This is a genomic window from Dehalococcoidia bacterium, from assembly GCA_040902535.1.
Lineage (GTDB): Bacteria > Chloroflexota > Dehalococcoidia > DSTF01 > JACRBR01 > JBBDXD01.
The window spans coordinates 68,104-93,241 of record JBBDXD010000022.1 but is presented as its reverse complement, the minus strand read 5'-3'; the positions used below and the strand labels follow the sequence as shown (position 1 = coordinate 93,241).

Here is a 25,138-nt window from a genome sequence, read left to right as displayed (position 1 = left end):
CACCGGCGCACCGTGCTGTTATGCCGGACAGGTCCGGGTCTACTTCTTGGCTGCCGCCTTGCGCTTGCCGGCGACCGTGCGGCGCGCACCGCGTTTCGTCCGCGCGTTCGTGCGCGTGCGCTGTCCACGCACGGGCAGGCCGCGGCGGTGGCGCACTCCGCGGTAACAATTGATTTCGATCAGGCGCTGCACGTTCTGGCGCACTTCGCGCCGCAGATCGCCTTCGACGGTGTGCTCCTTATCGATGAGTTCCCGGATGCGGCTCACTTCTTCGTCGGTCAGGTCGCGCACCTTCGTCGCCGGATTCACCTGCGCCGTCGTGACGATATTCTTCGACGTCGTCGGACCGATGCCGTAGATGTAACGGAGCGAAATATCGACGCGCTTGTCGCGCGGAATGTCGACGCCGGCGATACGTGCCATGTTCTACCCCTGCCGCTGCTTGTGCTTCGGAATCTCGCAGATCACGCGCAGCACGCCGTGACGCTTGATGATCTTGCACTTCTCGCAGCGCTTCTTTACCGAAGCCCGGACTCGCATGATGTCCTCTTACTTGAACCGGTAAGTGATGCGCCCCCGCGACAGGTCGTATGGTGAAAGCTCCACCAATACGCGGTCGCCGGGGAGGATCTTGATGAAATTAAGACGAATCTTTCCCGAGATATGCGCCAGCACCTGGTGCCCGTTGGGCAACTCAACTTTAAACATCGCGTTGGGGAGGGGCTCTCGCACGAGGCCCTCAACCTCAATCGCGTCCTTCTTTGCCATGCGCTCCTTCTCGGAAATCTCCGTGATCAGCCTATTCTTATACCAAATGCAGGCTCCCCGTGGAAACGAGAAGTTTTATCCCTTTGTTATGGCGCTGTGAGCACCCTGGCGCCGTTCTCGGTGATGGCGATCGTGTGTTCGAAGTGCGCTGCGAGGCTGCCGTCCGCGGTGACGACGGTCCAGTGGTCATCCAGCTGGCGGGTGCGCCAGTCTCCGACGGTCACCATGGGCTCCAACGCCAGCACCATGCCCTTCTTGAGCACCGGCCCCCGGTCCACCGGACCGAAGTTGGGCACTTGCGGCTCCTCGTGCATATCCCGCCCGACGCCATGTCCCACGTATTCCCGGACCACACCGAACCCGTTCGATTCGATGTGCGTTTGGATGGCGTGGGAAATGTCCCCCATACGATTACCCGCCTTGGCCTGCGCAATGCCGGCCTCTAGCGCCTCCCTGGTTACGTTGACCAGTCGTTCGGCTACGGTGTCTTTCGGTGTGCCGACGATCACGGTGACCGCCGAGTCGCCGACGAACCCCTTGTACGTGCAACCCAGGTCGAGACTGACGATGTCTCCCTCCTTGATGACGCGCTTGCCCGGGATCCCATGCACGATCTCTTCGTTCACTGAGACGCAGACCGTCGCGGGATACGCCGGATGGCCGTAGCCCAGGAACGTCGGGATCACGTCATGCCGCGCGAACTCGCGCCGCACGATCTTGTCCAGTTCCTTCACGACGAGCCCGGGGCGCAACGCCTCGACCAGCAGATTGAGCGTGTTCGCGACGATGCGCCCCGCTTCGCGCATGATCGCGATCTCATCATCTGACTTGAGAATGATCGGCATGCGACTCCTTACGCCGAGGCCTGCGCACCGCGCTCCATGTCGAGCACCTTGAGGATGGATGCGGTTACGGTTTCGATCTGGGGTATGCCATCGATCTCCGTGAGCTTGCCTTGCTGCCGGTAGTGATCGAGCAACTCGGCAGGCGGCTTCTGCACTTCGAGGCGCGTCCGGATCGCTTCGGGTGTGTCGTCGGTACGGCCGGATTCCTTAGCGCGATTGAGCAGGCGCTCGACGAGCACGTCGTCCGGGCCGGTGATGTTGAGCGCCATGTCGATCGCCTTGCCGCGGGACTGCAGCGCCTGATCGAGTGCGCGTGCTTGTGCGATCGTCCGTGGAAATCCATCGAGCACGAAGCCCTGATCGGGCCGGAGCCCCGCGAGACGATCGATGAACATATCGATGACGAGCGCGTCGGGGACGAGCTGGCCGCCGTCCATATACGACTTGGCCTGCTTGCCCAAGTCCGTGCCCTCGTCGACGTGGCGGCGCAGCATGTCGCCCGTCGAAATGTGCGCCCAGCCCGCCTGTGCGGCGACGATCGCCGCCTGCGTGCCTTTGCCGACACCCGGAGGGCCGAAGAAGATCACGTACACCTAGCGAATGAACCCTTCGTAGTTGCGCATCAGGAGCTGCGCTTCCAGCTGTTTCATCGTATCCAGCACGACGCCGACGACGATCAGCATGCCGGTGCTGCTGATCGTGAGTGACGTTATGTCGAACCAGTTTGTCACCAGATACGGCAAGATCGCGACGAGGCCCAGGAACAGCGCACCGGCCCACGTGATACGCACCAGCACGCGCATGATGTACTCGCCCGTCGGGCGCCCCGGCCGGATACCTGGCACGAAGCCGCCGTTCTTCTGCAAGTTCTCCGCCAGGTTCTGCTGCTGGAACACGACAAGTGTGTAGAAGAAGCTGAACAACACCACCAGCACGAACACCAGGATGTAGAATCCGGGGCTCGCGCCTGCGCCCCCCGTCCCCGTGCCCGGCCCCAGCACGCGCACGAAGAAGCTCGCGGTGTCCCGGATCCACGGTGTGGTGGATGAGTCGAGCATGAACTGCGCGATCGTCACCGGCAGGATGACGATGGAGAACGCGAAGATCAGCGGGATCATGCCCGCCGAGTTCACGCGCAGTGGTATGTGGCTCTGTCCGGACTGCCGGTACATCTTGCCCGCTCGAAAAACGCTCTTCGCATACTGCACGGGAATCTTGCGCGTCGCCTCCTGCATGAAGACGATCGCGGCGACCAGGACGACGGACAGCGCAGCCAGGAGGGCGATGCCGAACATGCCGATCGTCGAATTGAACAACTGGTTCAGCAGTCCGGGCATGCCCGCGACGATACCGCCGAAGATGATCACCGAAATGCCGTTCCCGATGCCGTTCTCGGTGATCAGTTCGCCGAGCCAGACCAGGAACAACGTGCCGGCGGTCATCGCGAAGAGCGCGGTGAGCGTCGGCAGTGCGTCGTCGCCGGTGAAGCTGGGGCTGAAACGCAGCGCGCCCGTGCCCGACACCTGCGTCTCCAGGATCACGAGCTGTGCGTAGCCCTGGACGAACGCCAGCGGCACCGTCATCCAGTGCTGGTACAGCTCGATGCGGTTACGGCCCTGTTCACCTTCCTGCCGCATTGATTGCAGCGAAGGGATCATCGGCGTGACGAGCGTCATGATGATCGACGCCGTGATGTACGGGTACACGCCGAGCGAGGCGATGCTGAGCTGACGTAACGCGCCGCCGCTGAACAGGTTGAACAGGTTCAGCAGGTTGTTGCCCTCGAACGCATCCTCGAGTGCCCGCGGATCGACGTTCGGGATCGGGACGTGCGCAATGAACCGGAACACGACAAGCAGCGCGAACGTGAAGAGCAGCTTGCGCCGGATGTCCGGCTGCTGCATCGCATCGAACACAGCCTGCAGGAGTCGTGGGCGATTCGCCTGTTGCTGTCTGCTAGCCGCCAGCGCCATCTGATGCCTCTTCCTGCTCCTCGTCGGAGCCCGCGGAGTCCTGCTCTTCTTCTACCTTCGACGCAGCCTTGTCGGTCTTCGATGCAGCCTTGTCGGTCTTCGATGCAGCCTTGCCGGCCGTCGTCTCGGGCTTCGGAGTCTTCGCGCGCTTCGCCTTCGGCGCCGGCTCGACCGGCTCCTTCGGCTGCGGCTCGCCGTTCAGCCAGCGCACCGTGCCGCCGGCCGCTTCGATCTTCGTGCGTGCGGACTGCGAGAAACTCGCCGCCTCGACGGTCAGCGCGACCGAGAGATCGCCGACGCCAAGAATCTTAATCGGGCGGCCGCCTCGCACGAGCCGCGCGTCACGCAGCGCCTGCTCGTTGACCTCGGCGTTCGCCGAAAAGCGCGCGAGCTTGCCGACGTTAACTTCTTCGTAATCAACGCGGAATCGGTTCGTGAAGCCGCGCTTGCGCGCCATGCGCCGGATGAACGGCAACTGGCCGCCCTCGAAGCCGACGCGGACTCCGCCGCCTGAGCGCGCCTTCTGACCCTTGAGGCCCCTCGTCGCGTATGTGCCGTGTCCACTGGCGTTGCCGCGGCCCACGCGCTTGCGCTTGTGCGTCGCGCCCGCGGGCTGCCGCAGTTCGTGCTGCTGCATCTACGCACCCTCCTCCACGACCACGAGATGGCGCACCTTGTGAACCATGCCGCGGATCGTGCGATTGTCCTCGTGCTCGACCGTCTGCCCGAGCTTGCGCAGACCGAGCGCGCGGATCGTACGCTTCTGGTCCTCGCGATGGTTGATGCCGCTGCGCTGCCAGGTGACTTTGATCCTCGACATTACGATGCCCCTGCGCGCGCGACGCTGGCCTTGCGCCGGGCGGTGACCTGCGCCGGATCGCGCAGCTCGGACAGCCCCTGCATCGTCGCGCGCACGACGTTGAGGGCGTTCGCCGAGCCCAGCGACTTCGTGAGGACGTCCTTGATGCCCGCGGCCTCCATGACGGCGCGCACGCCGCCGCCGGCGATCACGCCCGTGCCCTCAGACGCCGGCTTCATCATCACCTTCGCGGCGCCAAAGCGGGCGAGGATCGGATGGGCGATCGTGGTCTTGTTCATCGGCACGCGGATCAGGCTCTTGCGCGCCGCGGCGGAGCCCTTGCGAATCGCCTCCGGCACCTCGTTCGCCTTGCCCAGGCCGGCGCCGACGTGCCCCTGGCCGTCGCCCACGACGACGACGGCGCTAAAGCTGAAGCGGCGTCCGCCCTTCACCACCTTGGAGACGCGGTTGATGAAGACGACCTTCTCCTGCAGTTCCAGATCGCGCGGCTCGATTCTCTCTCGCTTTGTCGCTGTGACCATGTTGTACTCCTGCGCCGCCTAGAACTTGAGGCCGGCTTCGCGCGCTGCTTCGGCGAGCGCCTTGACCCGTCCGTGGAAACGATTGCCGCCGCGGTCGAACACGACCTGCGTGACGCCCGCATCGATCGCCTTCTTTGCGACGGCGCTGCCGACGGCTTTCGCGCGTTCTGACTTGTTGCCCTTCAATTCGCGCAACGACTGCTCCAGGTCCGACGCCGCGGCCAGGGTACGCCCCTGCGCGTCGTCGATCACCTGCGCGTAGATGTGCGTAAGGCTGCGGTAGACGGCGAGCCGCGGCCGCGCGCCCGTCCCCGAGACGATCTTCCGCACCCGGATGTGGCGGCGCTGACGTGCGGCCCGTGCGGTCTTGTTGCCCTTCATTACTTGCCTGCCTTGCCGGCCTTGCCGGCCTTCCTGCGCACGCGTTCTCCAAGGTAGCGGATACCTTTGCCCTTGTACGGCTCCGGCTTGCGCACCTTGCGGATATTAGCCGCTACCTGGCCGACTAATTCCTTGTCGATGCCGCGCACGTGCACCCGGTTGTTGCCCTCCACCTCGAGCTGGATGCCTTCCGGGGGCGCGACCTCGACCGGGTGCGAGAATCCGACGGCGAGCGTCACCTTGTCACCGGACTGCGTGACGCGGTAGCCGACGCCCTGCAATTCCAGCGTCTTCGTGAAACCATCGGATACGCCGATGACCATGTTGGCGAGCAGCGAGCGCGACAGTCCGTGCAGCGCGCGGGTCCGCTTCTCGTCGTCCGCGCGCTCGACGTTCACCTGGCTGTCATCGAGACGGAGCGAGATACCCGCCGGGAAGTCGCGGTGAAGTTCGCCCTTAGGGCCCTTCACCTTGACCGCCTGGCCGTCGATCTCGACCTGGACGCCTTTTGCGATTGGTACCGGCAGTTTGCCTATTCGTGACATTGCTCTACCACACGTAACACAGGACTTCGCCGCCGATCTTCCGGCGCCACGCGTCCTGTCCGGTCATGATGCCCTGCGGTGTCGAGAGGATCGCGATGCCGAGGCCGCCGTAGACGCGCGGAATCTCGAGCTTTTGCACGTAGACGCGCAGGCCCGGCTTACTGACGCGCTGGATGCCCGATAACACCGGCTCTTTCTTGCCCGTGTAGTTCAGTTGCACGCGCATCAGCTTCTTCGCGGCTTCGTCCTGCACCTCGTAACTGCGGATGTACCCCTCTTTCTGGAGCACGTCCGCAATCGCGATCTTCATTTTCGAAGAGGGGATATTGACGTAGTCGTGCTTCGCCGTCACGGCGTTGCGTATCCGCGTCAGCATGTCCGCTATGGGGTCCGTCATGTTCAAGGCTTCCGCCTCCTTATTGCTCCCGCGCTCTGGCCGCGCCGCCAGCTTCGGGAAGCCCGCCCTTGGCGGGCGACTACCAACTCGACTTCTTCACGCCCGGCAGTTGTCCCTTGAGGGCGTGCTGCCGGAAACAGATGCGGCACAACGCGAACTGCCGCATGAACGCGCGCGGCCGGCCGCAGAGTTTGCATCGGTTCTTCTTCCGCGATTCGTATTTCGGCTCGCGGTTGGCCTTGACGATCATGGAGATCTTCGCCATGGCTAGCTCCGCTCCTTCGAGAATGGCATGCCCATGAGCTCGAGCAGCCGCTTACCTTCCTCATCCGTCCGCGCGGTCGTGACAATGTTCACCTGCATGCCGCGGATCCGGTCGACCTTGTCGTAGTCGATCTCAGGGAAGATCAGTTGTTCGCGCACACCCAGGCTGAAGTTGCCGCGGCCATCGAACGCCTTCGTCGGCACGCCGTGGAAGTCGCGGATGCGTGGCAGCGCGGCGTTCAGCAGGCGGTCCATGAATTCGTACATGCGGTCGCCGCGAAGTGTGACCGCGACGCCGATAGGCATGTTCTCGCGGATCTTGAAGTTCGCGATGGCCTTCTTCGCTCGCGTGACGACCGGCTTTTGGCCGGTGATCGTGGCGATGTCGGCCGTCGCCGTCTCGACCGCGCGCGCGTTGTCCTTCGCCTCGCCGAGGCCGATGTTCACGGTCACTTTGTCGACACGCGGCACCTGCATGACGTTGCCGTAGTTGAACTCGTTCATGAGCTCCGGCACGATCTCGGCCTTGTAGCGTTCCTTGAGTCTCGGCGCCATCAGTCGATGTCCTGTCCGCACTTGCGGCATACGCGATGCTTGCCGTCGCCGCGGACGGCGAAGCCCACGCGTGTCGCCTTGTTGCATGTCTTGCAGATGAGCTGCACCTTGGAGATCGGCATCGGCATTTCCTTTTCGACGATGCCTGTCTGAGTAACGCCGGGCTGCGTGCGCTTGTGCCGCTTCACCATGTTCATGCCGGTGACGATCACCGTATCGGGCGTCAGCTTGGGGCGGTGACCCTTGACCTTGACCAGGTCGCCGCCGCCGAACACTTGCCGCACGATGCCGGTCTTGCCACGATCTCTGCCCGCGAGCACCAGCACGTTGTCATCTCGTTTGATCTTCCTCATGTCACACCACCTCCGGCGCCAGGGAGACGATCTTCATGTAGTTCCGGTCGCGCAGTTCGCGCGCCACGGGGCCGAAGATGCGCGTGCCACGCGGGTTCTGCTTATCGGAGAGCACCACCGCGGCGTTCTCGTCGAAGCGTATGTACGAACCGTCGGGGCGGCCATACGCCTTCGCGACGCGCACGACGACAGCCCGCACGACATCGCCCTTCTTCACGCCGCCGCCCGGCTGCGCTGCCTTCACCGACGCGACGATCACGTCGCCGACCGAGGCGTAACGCCGTCGCGTGCCGCCGAGGACGGTGATGCACATGAGCTGCCGTGCTCCGGAGTTGTCCGCCACCTTCAGGCGCGAGTACTGCTGGATCACGACTCCGACTCCTCGCCGGCCGCCGCTTCTTCTTCGGCGACCTCAGGCGCCTCGGACGCCGTTGCTTCGGCTTCTGCTTCCACTTCCGCTTCCGCTTCCGCTGCTGCTGCTGCCTGCACGGCCGGCGGCTCGGCCGCCTTGCGCGCCGCTTCTTCGGCCGCGGCCGCCTCGAGCGTCTCCTCGATGATGCGCGCGCCGATATCGCGCGGCGCGACGTCGGCGACGTCACCCCGGGTGATGATTTCCAGCACGCGCCAGCGCTTTTCCTTCGACAGCGGACGCGTCTCCGAGATGCGGACGACGTCGCCCAGGCTGCACTCGTTGTTCTCGTCGTGCGCCTTGTACCTGTGCGTCGTGCGAAGCGTCTTCCCGTACAAGCGATGTCGCTTCTGCCGGTCGATGCGCACCACCACCGTCTTGTCCATCTTTGTCGAGACCACCGTCCCGACCTGAGCTTTTTCTTGCGAACCCATCTGGTCTCGCTACCTTCCTTGCCCCAGCGCGCTGTACGCGGCGGCCAGTTCGCGCTCTCGCTGGAGCGTCCGGATGCGGGCGATCTGGCGCTGGACCTTCGCGCGCTCCGACGTGTTGGTGCTCTGCCGCGTGCTCAGTTGCAACCGCAGCGTGAAGAGCCGCCGGTACGTCTCCTGGAGTTCCTTTCCCAGGTCGTCGTCGGACATCCCTCTCAACTCGTCAGCGCGTTCCTTCTTCTTGCGCCCCGCCATCTACATACCCTCGTGTTCTCTGATCACCGTGCGCGTCTGGATCGGCAGTTTGTGCGATGCCAGGCGGAGCGCCTCGCGCGCCAGGTCTTCCTTCACACCGGCGACCTCAAACAGCATGCGTCCCGGCTTGACGACGGCCACCCAGTGGTCCGGCGCGCCCTTGCCGCTTCCCATCCGCGTCTCCGCCGGCTTCGATGTCACCGGCTTATCCGGGAAGATGCGGATCCACACCTTGCCGCCGCGCTTCAGTTCGTGCGTGATCGCGCGACGCGCCGCCTCGATCTGGCGGCTATCGATCCAGGCGGCGCCCAACGCCTGCAGGCCGAACTCTCCGAAGCTCACCTGGTTGCCGCTGTTCGCCTGCCCCCGGCGACGGCCGCGGTGCTGCTTTCGAAATTTCGTGCGCTTTGGTTGCAGCATCTCTCGTTACTCGCCCGCACCTTCTGACGGCGACCCCACCGCAGGCGCCGATGCCGTCGCCGTGTCGGCGGCCTGTGCCGTCGGCGCCACGATCGACTCTTCGGTGACGCGGTTCGCGCGACTTCCTTCGCGCGGCATCTGCTTCGGCTCCGGCATGATGTCGCCCTTGTAGATCCACACCTTGACGCCGATGCGGCCAAACGTCGTGTGCGCTTCCGCGATGCCAAAGTCGATGTCAGCCCGCAACGTGTGGAGTGGAATGCGCCCCTGCTTTTCCGTCTCACGACGCGACATCTCGGATCCGCCCAGGCGTCCGCCGACCATCACCTTGATGCCCTTGGCACCGCGACCCATCGTGCGCTGCACCGCCTGCTTGATCGCGCGCCGGAACGCGACGCGCCGCTGCAGTTGCTCGGCGATGCTGCGGGCGACGAGATACGAATCCAGTTCCGGCGTGCGTATCTCGTTGATGTTGACGCGCACCTTGCGGCCCGTCTGCTTCTCGAGGTCCGTGCGCAGCAGGTCGACGTTCGCGCCGCTCCGCCCGATCACGATGCCGGGCTTGGCGGTGTGGATCGTCACGGTCAACTGGTTCGCGTTGCGATCGATCTCCACGCGCGAGATGCCCGCATCCGGGTTGTTCATGATCCGCTTGCGGATCCCGAAATCCTCGTGCAGGTGGTCCTTGTAGTTCTTGCCGGCGTACCACTTGCTCTGCCAGTCATAAATGACGCCGAGCCGGAACCCCGTCGGATGTACTTTGTGACCCAACCTATCCCTCCTCCACGACCACCGTCACGTGACTCGTGCGGCGGAGGATCGGCGCGACGCGACCACGCGCCTTTGCCTTGAAGCGCTTCAGCGTGCGACCTTCGCCCGCGTAGGCGCGCTTGATGCGCAACTCGCCCGTATCCAGCGCGTAGTTGTTCTCTGCGTTCGCCGCCGCCGACTTCACAACCTTCTCGACAAGGCGTGCGTGCGGCGTCGGCAGGAAGCGCAACATCACCATCGCTTCCTCGATGCGCTTGCCCGGCAACTGGTCCAGCACGAGGCGGACCTTGCGCGCCGACACCGGCAGATACTTGGCGGTTGCGCTGACTTCCACTGCCTACCGCCTCGCCGTCGTCTTCTCGGACTTGCTCGTGTGACCGCGGAACGTCCGCGTCGGCGCGAACTCGCCCAGCTTGTGCCCGACCATGTTCTCCGAGACGAAGATCGGCACGTGCCGCCGCCCGTCGTGTACGCCGATCGTCATCCCGACCATCTCCGGCATGATCGTCGAGGCGCGTGACCACGTGCGGATCACCGTGCGCGCGCTCGTGCGGCGCACTTCTTCGACTTTCTTGAGCAGCTTCGGGTCGATGAACGGACCCTTCTTGAGCGATCGGGACATGGCTTACTTCCCTCTCCGCCGCACGATGAACTTGTCCGAGGGCTTCTTCATGCGCGTGCGCTTGCCCAGGGTCGGCTTGCCCCACGGCGACTTCGGGCCGGGGAGGCCGATCGGCGCCTTGCCCTCGCCACCGCCGTGCGGGTGGTCAACGGGATTCATCACCGAGCCGCGCACCTGCGGCCGGCGGCGGCGGTGACGCGTGCGGCCGGCCTTGCCGAGCTTGATCAGGCTGTTCTCCGGGTTGCTGACCTGCCCGACGGTCGCCATGCAGCGCGACAGCACGCGCCGCATTTCGCCGCTGGGAAGGCGCAAGAGCGTGTAGTCGCCCTCTTTGGCCATGAGCTGCGCCGAGCCGCCGGCGCTGCGCACGATCTGGCCGCCGCGCCCCGGCGTCAGCTCGATGTTGTGGATGACCGTGCCGTTCGGCATGTTCTGCAGCGGCAGCGTATTGCCGGTCTTCACCTCGGCTTCGGGGCCAGACTGAATCATGTCGCCGACCTTCAGCCCCAGCGGCGAGATGATGTAACGCTTCTCACCGTCCCGATAGTTGATGAGCGCGATGCGCGCGGTGCGACCGGGGTCGTACTCGATCGACGCCACCCTGCCGGGAACGCCGATCTTGTCGCGCTTGAAGTCGACGATACGGATACGGCGCTTGGAGCCGCCGCCACGGTGGCGCACCGTAATGCGACCCTGCGCGTTGCGCCCCGACATCTTCTTGCGCGTGGCGAGCAGCGACTTCTCGGGCTTCTTCTTCGTGATCTCGTCGAAGGTGAAGCCCGACATGCCGCGACGGCCCGGAGATGTTGGCTTGAATTGCTTAATCGCCATGGTTATACGCCTTCAAAGAGTTCGATCTTCTCGCCCGGTGCGAGCGTTACGACGGCTTTCTTCCAGTCGGGCAGCTTCGACATCATGCGGCCGTAGCGCTTGTACTTGCCCTTCATGGTCATCGTGTTCACGTTCTCGACGCGCACGTTGAACGCGGTCTCGACGGCGTCCTTGATCTGCATCTTGTTCGCGCGCTTGTCGACTTCGAACGCGTACTTGTTCTGCGCCGTCATGACCTGCGCCTTCTCTGTGATCAGCGGCCGCATGATGATGCCGAACGCGTTGAGTTGCTTTGGCATGCTTACGCCTCCGCCTTCGCCGTGAAGCGCTTCGTCGCGCGTTCGCCGCCCCAGAGCGCTTCCGCATTGCGCACGGCATCGACCGTCATCAGCAGTCCCTGGCTCGAAAGCAGGTCGCCGACGTTCAAATACGCAGCCGGCAGCAGCGTCACGTTTTGCAGGTTGTGCGCGCTCGCCTTCACCGCCGCATCGGTCTCACCCGTCACGACGAGCACCGAGCGGTCGAAGCCAAGCGCCTGCAGCGCCGCCGCCATGACCTTCGTGCTCGGCGACGTCACGCCGAGGTCGCTGACGACGCGGAGCGAGCCATCGGCCGCCTTCGCGGAGAGCACGGATCGAATCGCCAGCCGCCGCATGCGCTTCGGCAGCGCCTTGTCGTATTCACGCGGCTTCGGCCCGAAGACGATGCCGCCATGGCGGTGGTGCGGCGCCCGGATCGAGCCCTGGCGCGAGCGCCCCGTGCCCTTCTGGCGCCTGATCTTCGCCGTCGAGCCCTGCACCTCGCTTCGCGTCTTCGTCGATGCGGTGCCCGCGCGCCGGTTCGCCATCGTCGCGACGAACGCCTGGTGTACGACGGGCCCATTCGGCTCAATGCCGAACACCGCGTCGTCGACCTCGATCGATTCGACTTCTTTACCGGCGGCGTCGTGTACTGGAAGTTTCATCGCTCTACTTCTTTGCCGTGCTGTGCTTCGTCGTGTGCTTCACGGTCACGGTCGCGTTCGTCGCGCCCGGCACCGGCCCCTCGATGAGCAGCAGCCCCTTCGTTTCGTCCTTCGCGACGATCCGGACGTTACGCACGGTCACCTGCGCCGCGCCCATGTGCGTGGCCATCTTCTGGCCCTTGTAGACGCGCCCCGGCGTCGTGCCGGCGCCGATCGAACCAGGCGCGCGGTGACGGTCCGACTGACCGTGCGTCTTCGGTCCGCCGTGGAAGCCCCACCTGCGCACGCCGCCCGCGAACCCGCGGCCGCGCGATACGCCGGTCACGTCGACGTAGTCGCCTTCGTCGAACAACTCGATGCCTAGCTTGTCGCCGACGCTGTAGTCGCCGTCGCCCTTCACGCGGAACTCGCGCAGCAGGCGGAAGTCGCCGAGCTTTTTGAAGTGGCCGCGCATAGGCTTGTTGCTGCGCTTGCGTTCGCCGTATCCGACCTGGATCGCCGCGTAGCCGTCCTTCTCGGGCGACTTCACCTGCGTGACGACCATCGGCCCCGCTTCGACGACGGTGACCGCGTGTACGGTCCCCTTGTCATCGAAGATCTGGGTCATTCCCAGCTTGCGTCCGAGCACTCCCTCGAGCGGCATCTCAGTCCCCTACAGCTTGATCTCGATATCGACGCCCGACGGCAATTGGAGGCGCATCAGCGTGTCCACCGTCTTCGACGTCGGTTCGAGGATGTCGATGAGCCGCTTGTGCGTGCGCATCTCGAACTGCTCCTGCGAGTCCTTGTCGATGAATGGCGACCGGATCACGCAGTACTTCTTGATCTCCGTCGGCAGCGGGATGGGCCCGGCGACCGCCGCGCCCGTCCGTTCGGCGGCTTCGACGATCTGCTCCGCCGACTGATCGAGAATACGGTGGTCGTACGCCTTGAGCCTGATCCGGATCTTCTGCCTTGCCATCGTCGTCTGCTTTCTTCGCGGTTAGGCCGCGTCACCCGCTCGCCGCGGGCGCTTCGACCGCGTCCCGAGGATCTTCTCCGCTACGTTGCGAGGCACTTGCTCGTAGTGATCGAACTCCATGCTGTAGCTCGCGCGCCCCTGGGTCAGCGAGCGCAGTTCCGTCGCATAACCGAAAGTCTCAGCCAGCGGCACCGTGGCGCGAATCACCTTCAGGTTGCCTCGCTGGTCGTACTCGGTGATGTTGCCGCGACGCGCGCTGATATCGCCGAGCACATCGCCGTAAAAGTCTTCGGGCGTGCTGATCTCGAGTTTCATCACCGGCTCGAGCAGCACGGGCGAAGCTCTGTCCATCGCCTGTTGAAACGCCATCGATCCGGCGGTCTTGAACGCCATCTCCGACGAGTCGACCGGGTGATAGTCGCCGCCGACGAGCGTCACGCGCACATCGATCACCGGGTAGCCGGCGACCATGCCGCTTTCGAGAGCCGACTTCACGCCGGCCTCGATCGGGCCGATGTACTCGCGCGGCACTTCGGCGCCCACGATCTTGTCGACGAACTCGAAGCCGGAGCCGCGCTCGAGCGGTTCGATCTCGATCCGCGCGACGCCGAACTGGCCGCGGCCGCCCGTCTGTCGCACGAAACGTCCCTCTGCCTTCGCGGGCTGCTGGATCGTCTCCTTGTACGCAACCTCCGGCCGTCCGACGTTCGACTCGACGCGGAATTCGCGCTTCATGCGGTCGACGATGACGTCCAGGTGCAACTCGCCCATGCCGGAGATGATGGTCTGGCCCGTGTCCGAGTCGTACTTCATGCGGAAACTCGGATCCTCTTCGGCCAGCTTGACGAGCGCTTCGCCCATCCTGTCCTGGTCGTCCTTCGTCTTCGGCTCGACCGCGATGTGGATCACGGGCTCCGGGAACGTGATCGACTCGAGGATCACCGGGTGCTGCGGATCGCAGAGCGTGTCTCCGGTCGTCGTAATCTTGAGGCCGACGGCGCCGATGCCGCCCGCGCCGATCTCCTGGATGTCTTCGCGGTGGTTCGAGTGCATCTGCATGATGCGGCTGACTCGCTCGGTCTTCTGGCGCGTGGAGTTGTAGATGCTGGAGCCCGACTTCAATGTCCCCGAGTAAACGCGGAAGTACGCGACGCGCCCCATGTGCGGGTCCGTCACGATCTTGAACGCGAGCGCCGCAAACGGCGAGTCGTCGCGGGGCGGTCGCTCGACCTCGTCGCCTGTCTTGGGATCGATGGCCACGATCGGCGGCACGTCGTCCGGGGACGGCAAAAACTCCACGACCGCGTCGAGGAGCAGTTGCACCCCCTTGTTCTTCAGCGCACTGCCGCACAACACGGGCGTCGCTTTGTTGCCGAGCGTCACGCGGCGCAGCGCCGCCAGCACCTCGTGCGTCGAGATCGCGTGGCCTTCGATGAAGCTGATCATCGTCTGCTCATCGACCTCGCCGATCTTCTCGATCATCGTGTCGTGCCATTGCTTGGCTTCGTCCCGATACTTTTCCGGGACCTCGACCGCTACGGGTGCATCGTCGCGCTCGCCAGTGAACGCGTACGCCTTCATCTCGATCAGGTCGATGACGCCGGCGAAGCCGGCCTCGGCGCCCATCGGGATCTGGATCGGAATCGGCAGCGCGCCAAGGCGCTCGACGATCATGTCGACGGTGCGCCAGTAGTTCGCGCCCATGCGGTCCATCTTGTTGATGAAGCAGATGCGCGGCACGCGATACTTGTCCGCCTGCCGCCACACGGTCTCCGATTGCGGCTCGACGCCGGCAACCGCATCGAACACGACGCAGCCGCCGTCGAGCACGCGCAGGCTGCGCTCGACCTCGACCGTGAAGTCGACGTGCCCGGGCGTGTCGATGATGTTGATTTGGTGATCTTTCCACTCGGCAGTCGTCGCGGCGGCGGTGATCGTGATCCCGCGTTCGCGTTCCTGTTCCATCCAGTCCATCACCGCCGTGCCCTCGTGTACCTCGCCGATTTTGTAGGTGCGGCCGGTGTAATAGAGGATGCGCTCGGTCGTCGTCGTCTTACCCGCATCGATGTGGGCGATGATGCCGATATTTCGAATTCTTTCGATTGGTATTGTTCTCGCCATGTCCTGCCGTTAGCTACTCCAGCCGTTTTGTCGCGCCCGGTGCGTGCGCGGCGATCTGGCTGGCAAAGTTTGCCGCCGGTGACGGTCCCGTCTCCGGCGGCGTGTCCGCTTCGAGAGCGGATCAGTACTCGCCTACCACCGATAGTGCACGAAGGCACGGTTCGCCTCCGCCATGCGGTGGGTATCGTCCTTCTTCTTAATCGTGGCGCCCTGCCCTTGCGCGGCGTCCATCAACTCGGCGGCCAGGCGTTCCGCCATCGAGCGGCCGCCTCGGGAACGCGCCGAGCGCAGAAGCCAGCGGATCGCGAGCGCCATGCGACGTTCCGCGCGGATATCCACCGGCACCTGGTACGTGGCGCCGCCCACGCGTCGCGGCTTCACTTCGATGGTCGGCGTCGCGTTGCGAAGCGCGGCATCGAACGTGTCCATCGGATTGCGCCGCGTCGATTGTTCGATCCGCTCGAGCGCGTCGTACATGATGCGTTCGGCGGTACTCTTCTTGCCGCGCTCCATGACCTTGTTGACGAACATGGTGATGGTGCGGCTGCCGTACTTCATGTCAGGAAGGATCTCGCGCTTCGGGACTTTCGCTCGTCTCGGCATCTGTCTCTCCGCCTACGCCTTCCTGGTGCCGTACTTGCTGCGGCCGCGCTTGCGATTCGCTACGCCCTGCGCATCGAGGGCGCCGCGGATGATGTGATAGCGCACGCCAGGCAGATCCTTCACGCGCCCGCCGCGGATCAGCACCACCGAGTGTTCCTGCAGCGAGTGGCCCTCGCCCGGAATGTACGCGGTCACTTCGATGTGATTCGTGAGGCGCACGCGGGCGATCTTCCGCAGCGCCGAGTTCGGCTTCTTGGGCGTCATCGTGCGGACCTGCGTGCAGACGCCGCGCTTCTGCGGCGAGCCCTTGCCGCGCACGGTGCGGTTCTTCAGCGAGTTATAGGTAAAGCGAAGCGCGGGCGCCTTGGTCTTCTTGGTCGACTTCTTGCGACCCTTGCGCACGAGCTGGTTAATCGTCGGCACCGTGATACCTGCGTTTCTACTTCTGTCAGCCAGCGGCCCGGCGTGCTCTGCTTCAGGGCACACAAAAGGCCGCGAAGCCTTATTGCTGAGCCAGTCCGGCGTAGCCGCTCCGTCCGCCACGGCGGATCCGCGACCACTATGTGCCGGCCGTTGTCACTTTGGGGTCTTCCGACCTGTGTGAGCTGGCGCGGTGAATCTGCGTCTGCTTCGGACGCAACGCCGAATACTATCAACGCCCGATTTGGAGTGTCAAGGTTGCGACGTAGCCGCCACCCGCTCGCGGTCCGGGCACTGGAAGCTGGAGGCTGGATGCTGGAAATCCCGAAAGACCTCGCGCGCTAATCTCTGAAGCGGTTATGGACGCTTCCGCCCTGCCCTTGCGCGCGTAACGCCGTCTGCCCGCGCCTCACCCTCCAGCGCTTCTTCTTCCAGCGGCCGTCGGAGGGCTTCCGCTTTTGCCGCTGCGTCTACGCGTATCGCCGTCGTCCATCCTCTACCTCCAGCCTCCGGTGCCCCTTCCTTTGAGCGCAGCCTTCCACCAAAAGCTTGACAAGGATGTTCCACCTCACGTACATTTGCCAGCTAGAACAGGCGTTTGAAACAGATGGTTGCCGAATTATGATCACCGGCAACGGGAGGAGCTACATGAAGGGTCTCTCTGCCAAGCAGCAGGGCATCCTTGAGTTCATGCGGCGGTTCATCGACGAGCATGATTACCCGCCGAGCATCCGCGATATCCAGGTCGGATGCGACATCAGCTCCACGTCGGTGGTCGACTACAACCTGAAGGCGCTCGAACGGATGGGCTTCATCCGCCGCGACCGCGAGGTCTCCCGCGCCATCGAACTGCTCGACCGCGGCTCGCGGCGTCCGCGCACGGTGCCGGTGCCCATCATCGGCACGATCGCCGCCGGACAACCGATCCCGGTGCCGACATCGGACACCTGGCAGCAGATCGACTATGACACCGTCTTCGACGCGACCGAAGATCTCACGAAAGGCAAGGAGCACGTCTTCGCACTGAGGGTGCGCGGCACCTCGATGATCGATGCGCTCGTCAATGACGGCGACATCGTCATCCTCGAGCAGACAAGTTCGTGCGACGATGGCGACATGGTGGCAGCCTGGCTACGGCAGGAGAACGAGGCCACGCTCAAGAAGTTCTACCGCGAGGGCGACCGCGTGCGCCTGCAGCCGGCGAACAGCACCATGAAGCCGATCTTCACTTCCGCCGACAACGTCGAGATCCAGGGCAAGGTGCTGGCCACGATCGGCAAGCGCGACTAGCGCGCAGCCACGGAGTACTCCTCAGCGGCGGAGCCTGCGCTCCGCCGCTTTCGTCTCGCTGGCTATACTCGGATCGCACCCACACCGGCCCCGGAGGCGCCATGGACGAAATCCTCCGCATCGAAGACGTGCGCGTCTACTACCACGAACGCGAACGCACCATAAAGGCCGTCGATGGCGTCGACCTCACGCTGCGGCGGGGCGAGACGCTGGCGATCGTCGGCGAGAGCGGCTGCGGCAAGACCACGATCGCCCTGGCGGCGCTGGACCTCGTGCCAAAGCCCGGCGCGATCGAGTCCGGCCATGTGTTCTTCGATGGCCGGGACGTGCTCACGCTGCCGGCCGGCGAACTGCGCGCGGTGCGCGGACGTCGCATCTCGATGATTTTCCAGGATCCCCAGAGCGGCCTCAATCCGGTCCTCAACATCGGCTCGCAGGTCGAAGAGATGATCCGCACGCACCTGAGCGTGCCGAAGCGCGAATCGCGGCGCATGGCCGCCGAGGCGCTGCGGCGCCAGGGACTGAGCGACGTCGACCGGCTGATGGACTCCTATCCGTTCCAGCTGTCCGGCGGCATGTGCCAGCGCGTGATGATCGCCATCGCGACCGTGCTGCATCCCGACATCATCATCGCCGATGAGCCGACGTCGGCGCTCGATGTCACCGTGCAGGCCGGCATCCTGCGCGAGTTGAACGAACTGAAACGCAACCTGGGCGCCTCGATTATCCTCATCACCCACGACCTCGGCGTCGTCGCCCAGATGGCCGACGAGATGGCCGTGATGTACGCCGGACGCATCGTCGAGCAGGGGAACGTGCGCGAGGTCTTCGCGCGGCCGACGCATCCGTACACGTCGGCGTTGCTCGCCGCGCGGCCGCGGCTCGATAACGAGCGACAGCCGCTGCAGCCGATCCGCGGCGCGCCGCCGGACCTCGCCGAACTCAGCGGCGAGTGCGCGTTCCTGCCACGCTGCTCAAAGGCGGTCGTCGCGTGTCGCACGCAGCCCTGGCCGGCGCTGGCGGCGGGGCCCGGCGGGCACGCAGTCGCCTGCTATAACCCGATGTTTCACCCGGTAAGCACCTAGCCGCGAGCGGGGCCGGTACATCGAATCGGTCCAGACAAGACGGGATAGCCCCTCAGCGCGAGTGCGCTCGGCGCCCGGATGCGCGTGGAGCGAGCGCGCACAGTTCGTGTACCATCAGTTGCAGCGAAGACTCGTCGTCTTGCAGCCCGCGCTTGACGCTGAGGTCCGCCTCCAGCAGCAGCGCATACGCCGCGCGTAGCGTCGGCCACGAGTAGCGCGATGCCAGCGCACCTACCGCCTCGACGCGAAAGCCGGGTACGCCGGACTGCCGAGCGACTTCGTCCTGGCGCAGGCGCCGCTCGCGCAGATCCTTCACCAGCACGATCTGCCGGAACTGGCGCACGACCATAAACGCCAGGATCGGCGCCGCCTGGCCCTCGACGAGCAGGCGCGAGAGCGCGGCGAGTGCCTTGCGCTCGTCGCCCGCGACGACGGCGTCCGTCAGATCCCAGATACGCGACTCGCGGGCGGCGCTGACCAACTCCGCGACCGTCTCCTGCTCGACGATCTCGCCTGCCGCATACGCGCCAAGCTTTTCCAGTTCGTTCGACAGCATCCAGAGGTCAGGACCGATGAGCTGCGCGAGGGCCGTGATCGCCCGCGGCGCCAGCTTCACGCCGCGACGCTTCGCCTCGGCGTCGATCCACGGGGCGAGCTCATTCTTCCCGAGCGCCGCGAACTCCACCGCCCTTGCGATCGGGGCGATCATCGAGAAGGCGACGTTCGTCTTGGTCAATTCACCTTCGACGAAGACGAGCGTCGTCGTCTCCGGCACGGCGGCCTTGTCGCCAAGCGTCACGATGACGTCGCGCCAGGGCGCCATGGGGTCGTCGTCTTTCACCTTCTTGCGCCGGCCCCCTTTGATCTCGCCCAGCGCGCGGAGCAGGCCTTCGACGATCACCAGCCGGTTCGACGCCAGGAACGGCACGGCGGTCGCGTGCGACAGCAGTTCTTGCGGTGAGGTCTCCCGGCCGTCCAGCACGGTCGTATTGCTCTGGAGCATGTCGTCGGACGCGGCGATCCGGTCGCACAGCTCGCGCACGGCGCCTCGGACGCGATAGTCATCCTCGCCGAAGAAGAGATGGATCACAAGCCAGCCCGAAGATTCACGACGACATTCTACGAAGAACGCCGCCCAAGCGGGCGGCGCTTATGGCAACGCGTTCCCCCAAAACGTCAGGCAAGGATCCCGCGGCCTATCACGTCGCACACGCGCTGCGCGCCGGCGATGAAGCTCGTACTTGTGATGCGAGCGATGCCGTGCCGCCCGTCTTCAAGCGTGACGAGGACCTCGCGGACGCCATCAGCGAAATACATCGACGCGACGACCCCCGGCCGGTCGAGGTGCCGTACGCTGCCCCACCAGCCATCGCGTCGTTGCGTGATCTCGATGACCCCGCCCGAGATGTGGTGCCCGTCGGTCGTTGAGATCGTCGCGGCGATGCGCTCGGGAAGCGCCAGGATCCGAGCCGCGGAGGCGTCAGTCTGTCGAAGCAGTTGGAGGTTGATGGCTGGAGTCATGTTCATATCCGGCGCTGACCCGTCGCCGGCTATCGTTCTTTCCTACCAATTCTCGTCAGTTACGAGCGTAGCCTGTTGGCGCTCTCGCATGAGTAAACGGCAATTAAGGGCAGATTAAGAACCCGTAAAGAGAACAGCGATGGATATCCCTTAATGGGATCACCCGATTCGCAGCGGGGGCATGCGACGCCTCCCCGCAGATGCGCCGCATGCCCCGCCACCGCTCGTCCCGCACCTCAGCCGGAGCGGGATGAAGAGCCTCCCGTCACATCGCCAGCTGAAGCTGGCCGGCGCTCGGCGCCACGTGGCGCGGCGTCAGCAGGTCGTACTTCTTGCGCAGGTCTTGCACCGTGCGATGCACGTCCTGGGTGTACGTCTTCGGTGCGTAGGCGCCCCGGTAGTACTTCGCGTATTGCTCCGACAGGTGCGGGTACGCCTCCCGGAGAAAGGGCATGAACCATTCCTTCGTGCCGGGCTTCAGGTACAGGACGTTGTCGTGCACGAACGACGCACCGTGTTCGCGCGCCGCCTCGACCACCTGCTCCAGACTCTGCGGATCGTCGGTGAGGCCGGGAAGCACCGGCGCCAGCAGCACGCCGCAGCGGACGCCCCGCTCCGTGAGGAGGTTCATCGCTTCGAGCCGCTTCTGCGGGCGCGCCGTCGACGGCTCGATGCGCTTCCAGATCTCTTCATCGAGCGTCGAGATGCTGAAGTTCACCGTTAGCTCGGCGACCTGCGAGAGCGACTCGAGCACGTCGGCGTCGCGGACGATGAACGGCGACTTCGTGATGATGCTCGCCGGATTGGCGGCGTCGCGCAGCACTTTCAACAGACGATGCGTGAGGGAGTACTTGAGCTCGGCCGGCTGGTACGGGTCGCACGCCGTCCCGACCGCGATGAGTTCGCGCCGCCAGCTTTCGCGCGAGAGATCGTTGCGGAGCATTTCCGGCGCGTTCACCTTCACCACGACGCGCGTCTCGAAATCGCGGCCGCTGTCGTAGCCCAGGTACTCGTGCGTTCCGCGCGCGAAGCAATAGGTGCAGGCGTGCTGGCACCCCCGGTACGGGTTGAGCGTCCAGCGGAATGGCATGTTCCCCGCGGCGACGCGGTTCACGGCGCTCTTGCACTCGATCTCTTCGAAGATGACATCCGGCATGGCCCCGGACTCCTGTTTCAGTACGTTTGTTCTAGGTTGGATGGGCACTCTACCCCCTAGAACAAATGTTTGTCAAGCGCTCTCGCCTCAAGGTTTTGAAGCCGAGCGCGGGCTTTCAGCCCGCGCGGATGCGCAAGCGGCCGCCCTACGGACGCAACGTGCCCCTGCGCCGGACTCGGGTCTGGCCTCTTTCGCCGTACGCGACTACCATCGAGCCTCAGCCACGAAACGGAGGCGCCATGGAATTCGAGACGATCCTCTACGAGAAGGACGGCGGCAAGGCCCGCATCACCCTCAACCGCCCCGAAAAGCTCAACGCGCTCTCGATGAAGCTTCAGCGCGAGGTCAACAGCGCGCTCTGGGAGGCCGACAACGACGCCGATGTCCACGTCATCATCCTGAAGGCGGCCGGGCGCGCGTTCTGCGCCGGCTACGACCTGACGCCCATGCAGTCACCGCCACGCCAAGGCGACAAGGACGAGACCTACACGAACGTCTATCGCGGCATGGCGTCCATGGACGACGATATCTGGCAACTCGAACGCCAGCAGCGCGAACGCATGGCGATCTGGGAGATCCACAAGCCCGTCATCGCGCAGGTGCATGGTTACTGCCTGGCCGGCGGCACCGACCTGGCGTTGCTCTGCGACCTCGTCGTCGTGGCGGATGATGCGGTCATCGGATTTCCGCCGGTCCGCGCCATGGGCTCGCCGCCTGCGCACATGTGGACGTATCTCGTCGGCCCGCAGTGGGCGAAGTACATGCTGCTTACCGGCGACAGCATCGACGGCAGGAAGGCGGCCGAGATCGGGCTCGTGCTGAAGTCGGTCCCCGCCGATCGGCTGGAAGCCGAGGTCGAGGCGATCGCGTCGAAGATGGAGAAGATCGACGTGGAACTGCTCTCGCCGAACAAGCGCATCGTCAACGTCGCGCTCGAGCTGATGGGCGCGCGCACCATCCAGCGCATGGCGGCGGAGAACGATGGTCGCGCTCACCAGGCGCCGGCCGTGAAGGAGTTCGCGCGGCTGGCGATGACGCGGGGACTGAAGGCCGCGCTCGAATGGCGCGACAGCAAGTTCGGCGACGGCCGCGGCACGGAGGACTACCAGCAGCGGCGCTCCCAGCAGGAAGCGAAGCTCAAGGACTGATGGACCAGAAGCCGTCGTCTGGATGGTCTCCTCGCATGCGGACTCAAGTCTGGGTGGCCTGCTGGATGTTGGCTTCCCTACTGGGCGTATTTCTGCTGGTTGCCTACGGGGAGGAGCACGCCGCACAGCCGTCGGGGATTCTGGCCTTCGTGGCAGCAGCTGCCCTAGCCCTACTTCTCGTAGTTCCCATGTCTGTCTCAACCGTGGGCATGCGCCGCCCTAGGGGTAGTCGCTTCGGTTGCGCGGTCGGCGTGTTCGTGAGAGCACAGCCCCGATGGCTGGCCATGACAACGGCAGAGGCTGATGCAGATTGGATCAGACTGGTTGGATCATCCGGGATGAAAATGGAGACAGCGTGGTGGAGCCGCGACTCTCCGGCGAAACGATTCGTGGCCGCTACGGCGGATGGACGTAGGTGTCATCTAATCGTTGGGGAGACCGCTGAACCCTGGTTGGTGTGGCTGGCCGGACCTTGGGTCGGGTTTGTGAAGGATCCACGCCCGGAGCTCCTCGAACCTATCTTGCCCAGCGGCCCGCAAGAAGAATGACCAGAAAACACACCGGCGAGACGGTAGCCGCGGGAACTTAGGGCGGTCATGGCCGTGGCCATGGGTCTCCCCTATTCCTCCCGCGTCTCGCTTCCAACCCCATGCAGCGAGTGGAACTCCTCGCGCAACACCCCCATCCAGAGTTGGTCGCGGTAGGTGCCGCGCGAGTAGCGCTCCTCCCGCAGCCGCCCCTCCTCGACGAAGCCGCACCTGCGGTAGCAGGCGATCGCCCGCTCGTTGTCCTCGTCGACGCTGAGGTCGATCCGCCGGAGGTTCATCTCCTCGAATCCGAAGCGGAGCATCGTGAGCATCGCGTCGGTGCCGTAGCCCTTCGACCAGTACTCCTTGTCGCCGATCGTGATGCCGAGCGTCGCCTTGCGGTTCTCCGGATTCACGTAGTGAAAGCCGACGCTGCCGATATGCACGCCGTCCTTGGTCTCGATCGCGAAGTTGCCGCCCGAGCCGTAGGACATCTGCTGCGTGCCGCGCTCACGGAGCCAGGTCTCCTCCGCCAGCCGGGACATCTGATACCGCCTCTGCAGATAGCGCGTGACCTCCGGGTCGTTGAACCAAGCCAGGTATCGATCGACGTCGCTGAGATCGATGGCGCGGAGGTTGATGAGCTTGCCTTCGATCATCGCGCCGGCTCCTTGTCGCGCGCGAAGTACTCGTCGCGCAGCAGCCCCATGACGATGGTGTCGTGGTAGGCGCCCTCGTGCCACATATCCTGGCGCATCCGCACCTCCTCCACGAAACCGAGCTTTCGGTAGCATGCGATCGCGCGCGGGTTGTAACTGAACACCTGCAGCACGATGCGGTTGAAGTTCATCTCGTCGAACCCGAATCGCACGAGCGTCCGCAGCGCATCCGTGCCGAAGCCCTGCGACCAGCATTCCTTCTCACCGATCATGATGCCGAGCTCGGCGCGGCGCTGCTCGGGAATCGCGCCGAAAAAATTCGTGTTGCCGATGTGCCGGCCGTCCTTCGTCTCGATCGCCAAGAACACGCGGTCGTATGACTGGAGCTGTTCGCAGACGCCGCGCATCCACGCCTCTTCGGCCGCCATCGACATCAGGTAGCGCGCCTGCCCGCCGAGGTATCGGGCGACTTCACGGTCGTTGATCCAGCGATGATTGCGCTCCAGATCGCTCATGTCGGGCGCGCGAAGGTTGACGGTCGTCCCCTCGATCATGCCTGTCCCTCCAACAACAAAGCCCACCTCATCGGGTGGGCCGCTTTCGCTCGGTAGCGGTGATCCTGCTCAGGGTCGTCGACGAAAGTTGGCCCGCGCGGCTGCCGCAGCGGCGATCGAGAACGCTGCGATCTTCGCGCTGCCCGCCGCCGTCGCGGGGCCGGAAGCCGTCCTGTGGATCATCATCATCTCGCCCCTGGAAAAGTTGGCTGAGTATAGCCGCCAGCAAGAAGTCCCGCGCAAGATGATTTTCCTCGTTCCATATGACGCGGCACTCTGTTAGCATTAGCGCCGACCTCATAGAGGACTCCCGCCGTCGGGCGCACCGCGGGGCAGTGGCACTCCGCATGACAGCGACGCATGGCCTTCATCACCGCGCACCTTCGCACCTCGCACGACACCGCGCGACGGCATGAGCACGCAGACCCGGCGATCGTTCGACTTGACGCACGGGCGTACGATAATGGCGTACGGCGACGGGCGTGGCGCCGCGGCGCGCGCCCATCTTGATCAGGAACCCGGCCCGCTGGACGACTGCGGGTCTCACAACATGACGCCCCACCGTTCTGAGGGCACCTTGTCAAAGGAGGAAAGGAGTCTCTATATGTCGGAACCAATGACGTTGGAAACGCCATCGTCGCAGATGACGTGGGATTCGCCAGCCATGGAAGAACCGATGGCGATGCCGATGGCGCCGGCGAAGAAGTCTGCGCGCAAGGCCACCCGCAAGCGCTCGGCGAAGAAGGCCGCCGCGAAGAAGTCGCCGGCCAAGAAGGCCGCGAAGAAGTCCATCCGAAAGGCTGCGGCAAAGAAGGGCGGCCGCAAGACCGCCGCCAAGAAGACCGCGCGCAAGTCCGCTGCCAAGAAGGGCGGACGCAAGACCGCCGCCAAGAAGACCGCACGCAAGTCCGCCGCCAAGAAGGGCGGACGCAAGACCGCCGCCAAGAAGACCGCACGCAAGTCCGCCG

Annotated in this window: 39 protein-coding genes and 1 pseudogene; 5 read left to right on the top strand and 35 right to left on the bottom strand. The window is 64.7% G+C overall.

Annotated elements, in window-relative coordinates; all coding sequences use genetic code 11:
- Positions 1-39 precede the first annotated feature (39 nt).
- From rpsM to rpsL, 30 genes and pseudogenes are all read right to left on the bottom strand, one after another.
- The gene (gene rpsM, locus WEB52_12240) at positions 40-423 is read right to left on the bottom strand and encodes a 30S ribosomal protein S13 (GenBank protein ID MEX2227205.1); all 384 of its coding nucleotides are present in this window, start codon (positions 421-423) and stop codon (positions 40-42) included.
- Between the two features lie 3 nt (positions 424-426).
- The gene (rpmJ, locus tag WEB52_12235) at positions 427-540 is read right to left on the bottom strand and encodes a 50S ribosomal protein L36 (protein ID MEX2227204.1); all 114 of its coding nucleotides are present in this window, start codon (positions 538-540) and stop codon (positions 427-429) included.
- Positions 541-549: 9 nt separating this feature from the next.
- A complete protein-coding gene (gene infA / locus WEB52_12230; GenBank protein ID MEX2227203.1) occupies positions 550-768 on the bottom strand; it encodes a translation initiation factor IF-1 in 219 nt (72 codons plus the stop codon).
- A gap of 86 nt (positions 769-854) precedes the next feature.
- Positions 855-1,613 carry a type I methionyl aminopeptidase gene (map, locus tag WEB52_12225; GenBank protein MEX2227202.1) on the bottom strand — a complete coding sequence of 253 codons (759 nt, stop codon included), beginning with the start codon at positions 1,611-1,613 and terminating at the stop codon, positions 855-857.
- An 8-nt stretch (positions 1,614-1,621) separates the two neighbouring features.
- The gene (locus tag WEB52_12220; protein MEX2227201.1) at positions 1,622-2,206 is read right to left on the bottom strand and encodes an adenylate kinase; all 585 of its coding nucleotides are present in this window, start codon (positions 2,204-2,206) and stop codon (positions 1,622-1,624) included.
- Complete coding sequence (secY, locus tag WEB52_12215) at positions 2,207-3,586, bottom strand: preprotein translocase subunit SecY (GenBank protein MEX2227200.1); 1,380 nt, start codon at positions 3,584-3,586, stop codon at positions 2,207-2,209.
- Positions 3,570-4,223 (bottom strand): 50S ribosomal protein L15, encoded by a 654-nt coding sequence (rplO, locus tag WEB52_12210; GenBank protein ID MEX2227199.1) that lies wholly within the window; start codon positions 4,221-4,223, stop codon positions 3,570-3,572. The genes secY and rplO overlap by 17 nt, the downstream gene beginning before the upstream one ends.
- Positions 4,224-4,406 (bottom strand): 50S ribosomal protein L30, encoded by a 183-nt coding sequence (gene rpmD, locus WEB52_12205; GenBank protein ID MEX2227198.1) that lies wholly within the window; start codon positions 4,404-4,406, stop codon positions 4,224-4,226.
- Positions 4,406-4,927, bottom strand: a complete 522-nt coding sequence (gene rpsE / locus WEB52_12200; GenBank protein MEX2227197.1) for a 30S ribosomal protein S5 — start codon at positions 4,925-4,927, stop codon at positions 4,406-4,408. The genes rpmD and rpsE overlap by 1 nt, the downstream gene beginning before the upstream one ends.
- A gap of 18 nt (positions 4,928-4,945) precedes the next feature.
- Complete coding sequence (gene rplR / locus WEB52_12195) at positions 4,946-5,308, bottom strand: 50S ribosomal protein L18 (GenBank protein MEX2227196.1); 363 nt, start codon at positions 5,306-5,308, stop codon at positions 4,946-4,948.
- Positions 5,308-5,853, bottom strand: coding sequence for a 50S ribosomal protein L6 (rplF, locus tag WEB52_12190; protein ID MEX2227195.1), 546 nt, complete (start codon positions 5,851-5,853; stop codon positions 5,308-5,310). Before rplF ends, rplR begins: the two co-directional genes overlap by 1 nt.
- A 4-nt stretch (positions 5,854-5,857) precedes the next feature.
- Positions 5,858-6,256: a 30S ribosomal protein S8 gene (gene rpsH, locus WEB52_12185; protein MEX2227194.1), complete on the bottom strand. Its 399-nt coding sequence runs from the start codon at positions 6,254-6,256 to the stop codon at positions 5,858-5,860.
- A gap of 73 nt (positions 6,257-6,329) precedes the next feature.
- The gene (locus WEB52_12180) at positions 6,330-6,515 is read right to left on the bottom strand and encodes a type Z 30S ribosomal protein S14 (GenBank protein ID MEX2227193.1); all 186 of its coding nucleotides are present in this window, start codon (positions 6,513-6,515) and stop codon (positions 6,330-6,332) included.
- Positions 6,516-6,517: 2 nt separating this feature from the next.
- Entirely contained in the window at positions 6,518-7,069 is a 552-nt protein-coding gene (rplE, locus tag WEB52_12175) for a 50S ribosomal protein L5 (GenBank protein ID MEX2227192.1), read from the bottom strand.
- Entirely contained in the window at positions 7,069-7,422 is a 354-nt protein-coding gene (rplX, locus tag WEB52_12170; protein MEX2227191.1) for a 50S ribosomal protein L24, read from the bottom strand. Before rplX ends, rplE begins: the two co-directional genes overlap by 1 nt.
- A gap of 1 nt (position 7,423) precedes the next feature.
- Positions 7,424-7,792 carry a 50S ribosomal protein L14 gene (gene rplN, locus WEB52_12165; protein MEX2227190.1) on the bottom strand — a complete coding sequence of 123 codons (369 nt, stop codon included), beginning with the start codon at positions 7,790-7,792 and terminating at the stop codon, positions 7,424-7,426.
- Positions 7,793-8,016: 224 nt separating this feature from the next.
- A pseudogene (gene rpsQ / locus WEB52_12160) lies at positions 8,017-8,265 on the bottom strand (30S ribosomal protein S17).
- 9 nt (positions 8,266-8,274) lie between these two features.
- Complete coding sequence (gene rpmC, locus WEB52_12155; protein MEX2227189.1) at positions 8,275-8,517, bottom strand: 50S ribosomal protein L29; 243 nt, start codon at positions 8,515-8,517, stop codon at positions 8,275-8,277.
- Entirely contained in the window at positions 8,518-8,937 is a 420-nt protein-coding gene (rplP, locus tag WEB52_12150) for a 50S ribosomal protein L16 (GenBank protein ID MEX2227188.1), read from the bottom strand.
- A 6-nt stretch (positions 8,938-8,943) separates the two neighbouring features.
- Positions 8,944-9,708 carry a 30S ribosomal protein S3 gene (rpsC, locus tag WEB52_12145; protein MEX2227187.1) on the bottom strand — a complete coding sequence of 255 codons (765 nt, stop codon included), beginning with the start codon at positions 9,706-9,708 and terminating at the stop codon, positions 8,944-8,946.
- 1 nt (position 9,709) lies between these two features.
- Positions 9,710-10,042, bottom strand: coding sequence for a 50S ribosomal protein L22 (gene rplV, locus WEB52_12140; protein MEX2227186.1), 333 nt, complete (start codon positions 10,040-10,042; stop codon positions 9,710-9,712).
- Between the two features lie 3 nt (positions 10,043-10,045).
- A complete protein-coding gene (gene rpsS, locus WEB52_12135; protein MEX2227185.1) occupies positions 10,046-10,330 on the bottom strand; it encodes a 30S ribosomal protein S19 in 285 nt (94 codons plus the stop codon).
- 3 nt (positions 10,331-10,333) lie between these two features.
- Positions 10,334-11,161 (bottom strand): 50S ribosomal protein L2, encoded by an 828-nt coding sequence (gene rplB / locus WEB52_12130; protein MEX2227184.1) that lies wholly within the window; start codon positions 11,159-11,161, stop codon positions 10,334-10,336.
- Between the two features lie 2 nt (positions 11,162-11,163).
- On the bottom strand, positions 11,164-11,460 hold the full coding sequence (gene rplW / locus WEB52_12125) for a 50S ribosomal protein L23 (GenBank protein ID MEX2227183.1): 297 nt from the start codon (positions 11,458-11,460) through the stop codon (positions 11,164-11,166).
- 2 nt (positions 11,461-11,462) lie between these two features.
- Positions 11,463-12,125: a 50S ribosomal protein L4 gene (gene rplD, locus WEB52_12120; protein ID MEX2227182.1), complete on the bottom strand. Its 663-nt coding sequence runs from the start codon at positions 12,123-12,125 to the stop codon at positions 11,463-11,465.
- A gap of 4 nt (positions 12,126-12,129) precedes the next feature.
- A complete protein-coding gene (rplC, locus tag WEB52_12115) occupies positions 12,130-12,768 on the bottom strand; it encodes a 50S ribosomal protein L3 (protein ID MEX2227181.1) in 639 nt (212 codons plus the stop codon).
- Positions 12,769-12,777: 9 nt separating this feature from the next.
- Positions 12,778-13,086, bottom strand: a complete 309-nt coding sequence (gene rpsJ, locus WEB52_12110; protein MEX2227180.1) for a 30S ribosomal protein S10 — start codon at positions 13,084-13,086, stop codon at positions 12,778-12,780.
- A gap of 21 nt (positions 13,087-13,107) precedes the next feature.
- Positions 13,108-15,207, bottom strand: coding sequence for an elongation factor G (fusA, locus tag WEB52_12105; protein MEX2227179.1), 2,100 nt, complete (start codon positions 15,205-15,207; stop codon positions 13,108-13,110).
- A gap of 132 nt (positions 15,208-15,339) precedes the next feature.
- Positions 15,340-15,810 carry a 30S ribosomal protein S7 gene (rpsG, locus tag WEB52_12100; protein MEX2227178.1) on the bottom strand — a complete coding sequence of 157 codons (471 nt, stop codon included), beginning with the start codon at positions 15,808-15,810 and terminating at the stop codon, positions 15,340-15,342.
- 12 nt (positions 15,811-15,822) lie between these two features.
- Positions 15,823-16,233 (bottom strand): 30S ribosomal protein S12, encoded by a 411-nt coding sequence (gene rpsL / locus WEB52_12095; protein MEX2227177.1) that lies wholly within the window; start codon positions 16,231-16,233, stop codon positions 15,823-15,825.
- Between the two features lie 645 nt (positions 16,234-16,878).
- Between rpsL and lexA the strand changes: the two genes are divergently transcribed.
- Together lexA and WEB52_12085 are read left to right on the top strand one after the other, a co-directional pair.
- Entirely contained in the window at positions 16,879-17,520 is a 642-nt protein-coding gene (gene lexA, locus WEB52_12090; protein MEX2227176.1) for a transcriptional repressor LexA, read from the top strand.
- Between the two features lie 101 nt (positions 17,521-17,621).
- Positions 17,622-18,605 carry an ABC transporter ATP-binding protein gene (locus WEB52_12085; GenBank protein MEX2227175.1) on the top strand — a complete coding sequence of 328 codons (984 nt, stop codon included), beginning with the start codon at positions 17,622-17,624 and terminating at the stop codon, positions 18,603-18,605.
- A 52-nt stretch (positions 18,606-18,657) separates the two neighbouring features.
- On the opposite strand, the gene holA is transcribed toward WEB52_12085, so the two are convergent.
- From holA to WEB52_12070, 3 genes are all read right to left on the bottom strand, one after another.
- Positions 18,658-19,695: a DNA polymerase III subunit delta gene (gene holA, locus WEB52_12080; GenBank protein ID MEX2227174.1), complete on the bottom strand. Its 1,038-nt coding sequence runs from the start codon at positions 19,693-19,695 to the stop codon at positions 18,658-18,660.
- Between the two features lie 86 nt (positions 19,696-19,781).
- Positions 19,782-20,126, bottom strand: a complete 345-nt coding sequence (locus tag WEB52_12075; protein MEX2227173.1) for a hypothetical protein — start codon at positions 20,124-20,126, stop codon at positions 19,782-19,784.
- A gap of 265 nt (positions 20,127-20,391) precedes the next feature.
- The gene (locus WEB52_12070; GenBank protein ID MEX2227172.1) at positions 20,392-21,282 is read right to left on the bottom strand and encodes a radical SAM protein; all 891 of its coding nucleotides are present in this window, start codon (positions 21,280-21,282) and stop codon (positions 20,392-20,394) included.
- Positions 21,283-21,521: 239 nt separating this feature from the next.
- On the opposite strand from WEB52_12070, the gene WEB52_12065 reads away from it, so the two are divergent.
- Positions 21,522-22,430 carry a crotonase/enoyl-CoA hydratase family protein gene (locus tag WEB52_12065; GenBank protein ID MEX2227171.1) on the top strand — a complete coding sequence of 303 codons (909 nt, stop codon included), beginning with the start codon at positions 21,522-21,524 and terminating at the stop codon, positions 22,428-22,430.
- 619 nt (positions 22,431-23,049) lie between these two features.
- Here the strand turns inward: WEB52_12065 and WEB52_12060 are convergent.
- Complete coding sequence (locus WEB52_12060; GenBank protein MEX2227170.1) at positions 23,050-23,616, bottom strand: GNAT family protein; 567 nt, start codon at positions 23,614-23,616, stop codon at positions 23,050-23,052.
- A complete protein-coding gene (locus WEB52_12055; GenBank protein ID MEX2227169.1) occupies positions 23,613-24,170 on the bottom strand; it encodes a GNAT family protein in 558 nt (185 codons plus the stop codon). The genes WEB52_12060 and WEB52_12055 overlap by 4 nt, the downstream gene beginning before the upstream one ends.
- Positions 24,171-24,258: 88 nt before the next feature.
- Here WEB52_12055 and WEB52_12050 point away from each other — a divergent pair, with 88 nt between their 5' ends.
- Entirely contained in the window at positions 24,259-24,453 is a 195-nt protein-coding gene (locus WEB52_12050; GenBank protein ID MEX2227168.1) for a hypothetical protein, read from the top strand.
- A 129-nt stretch (positions 24,454-24,582) separates the two neighbouring features.
- Positions 24,583-25,138: hypothetical protein (locus WEB52_12045; protein MEX2227167.1), on the top strand; the 556-nt coding region annotated here is incomplete at its 3' end.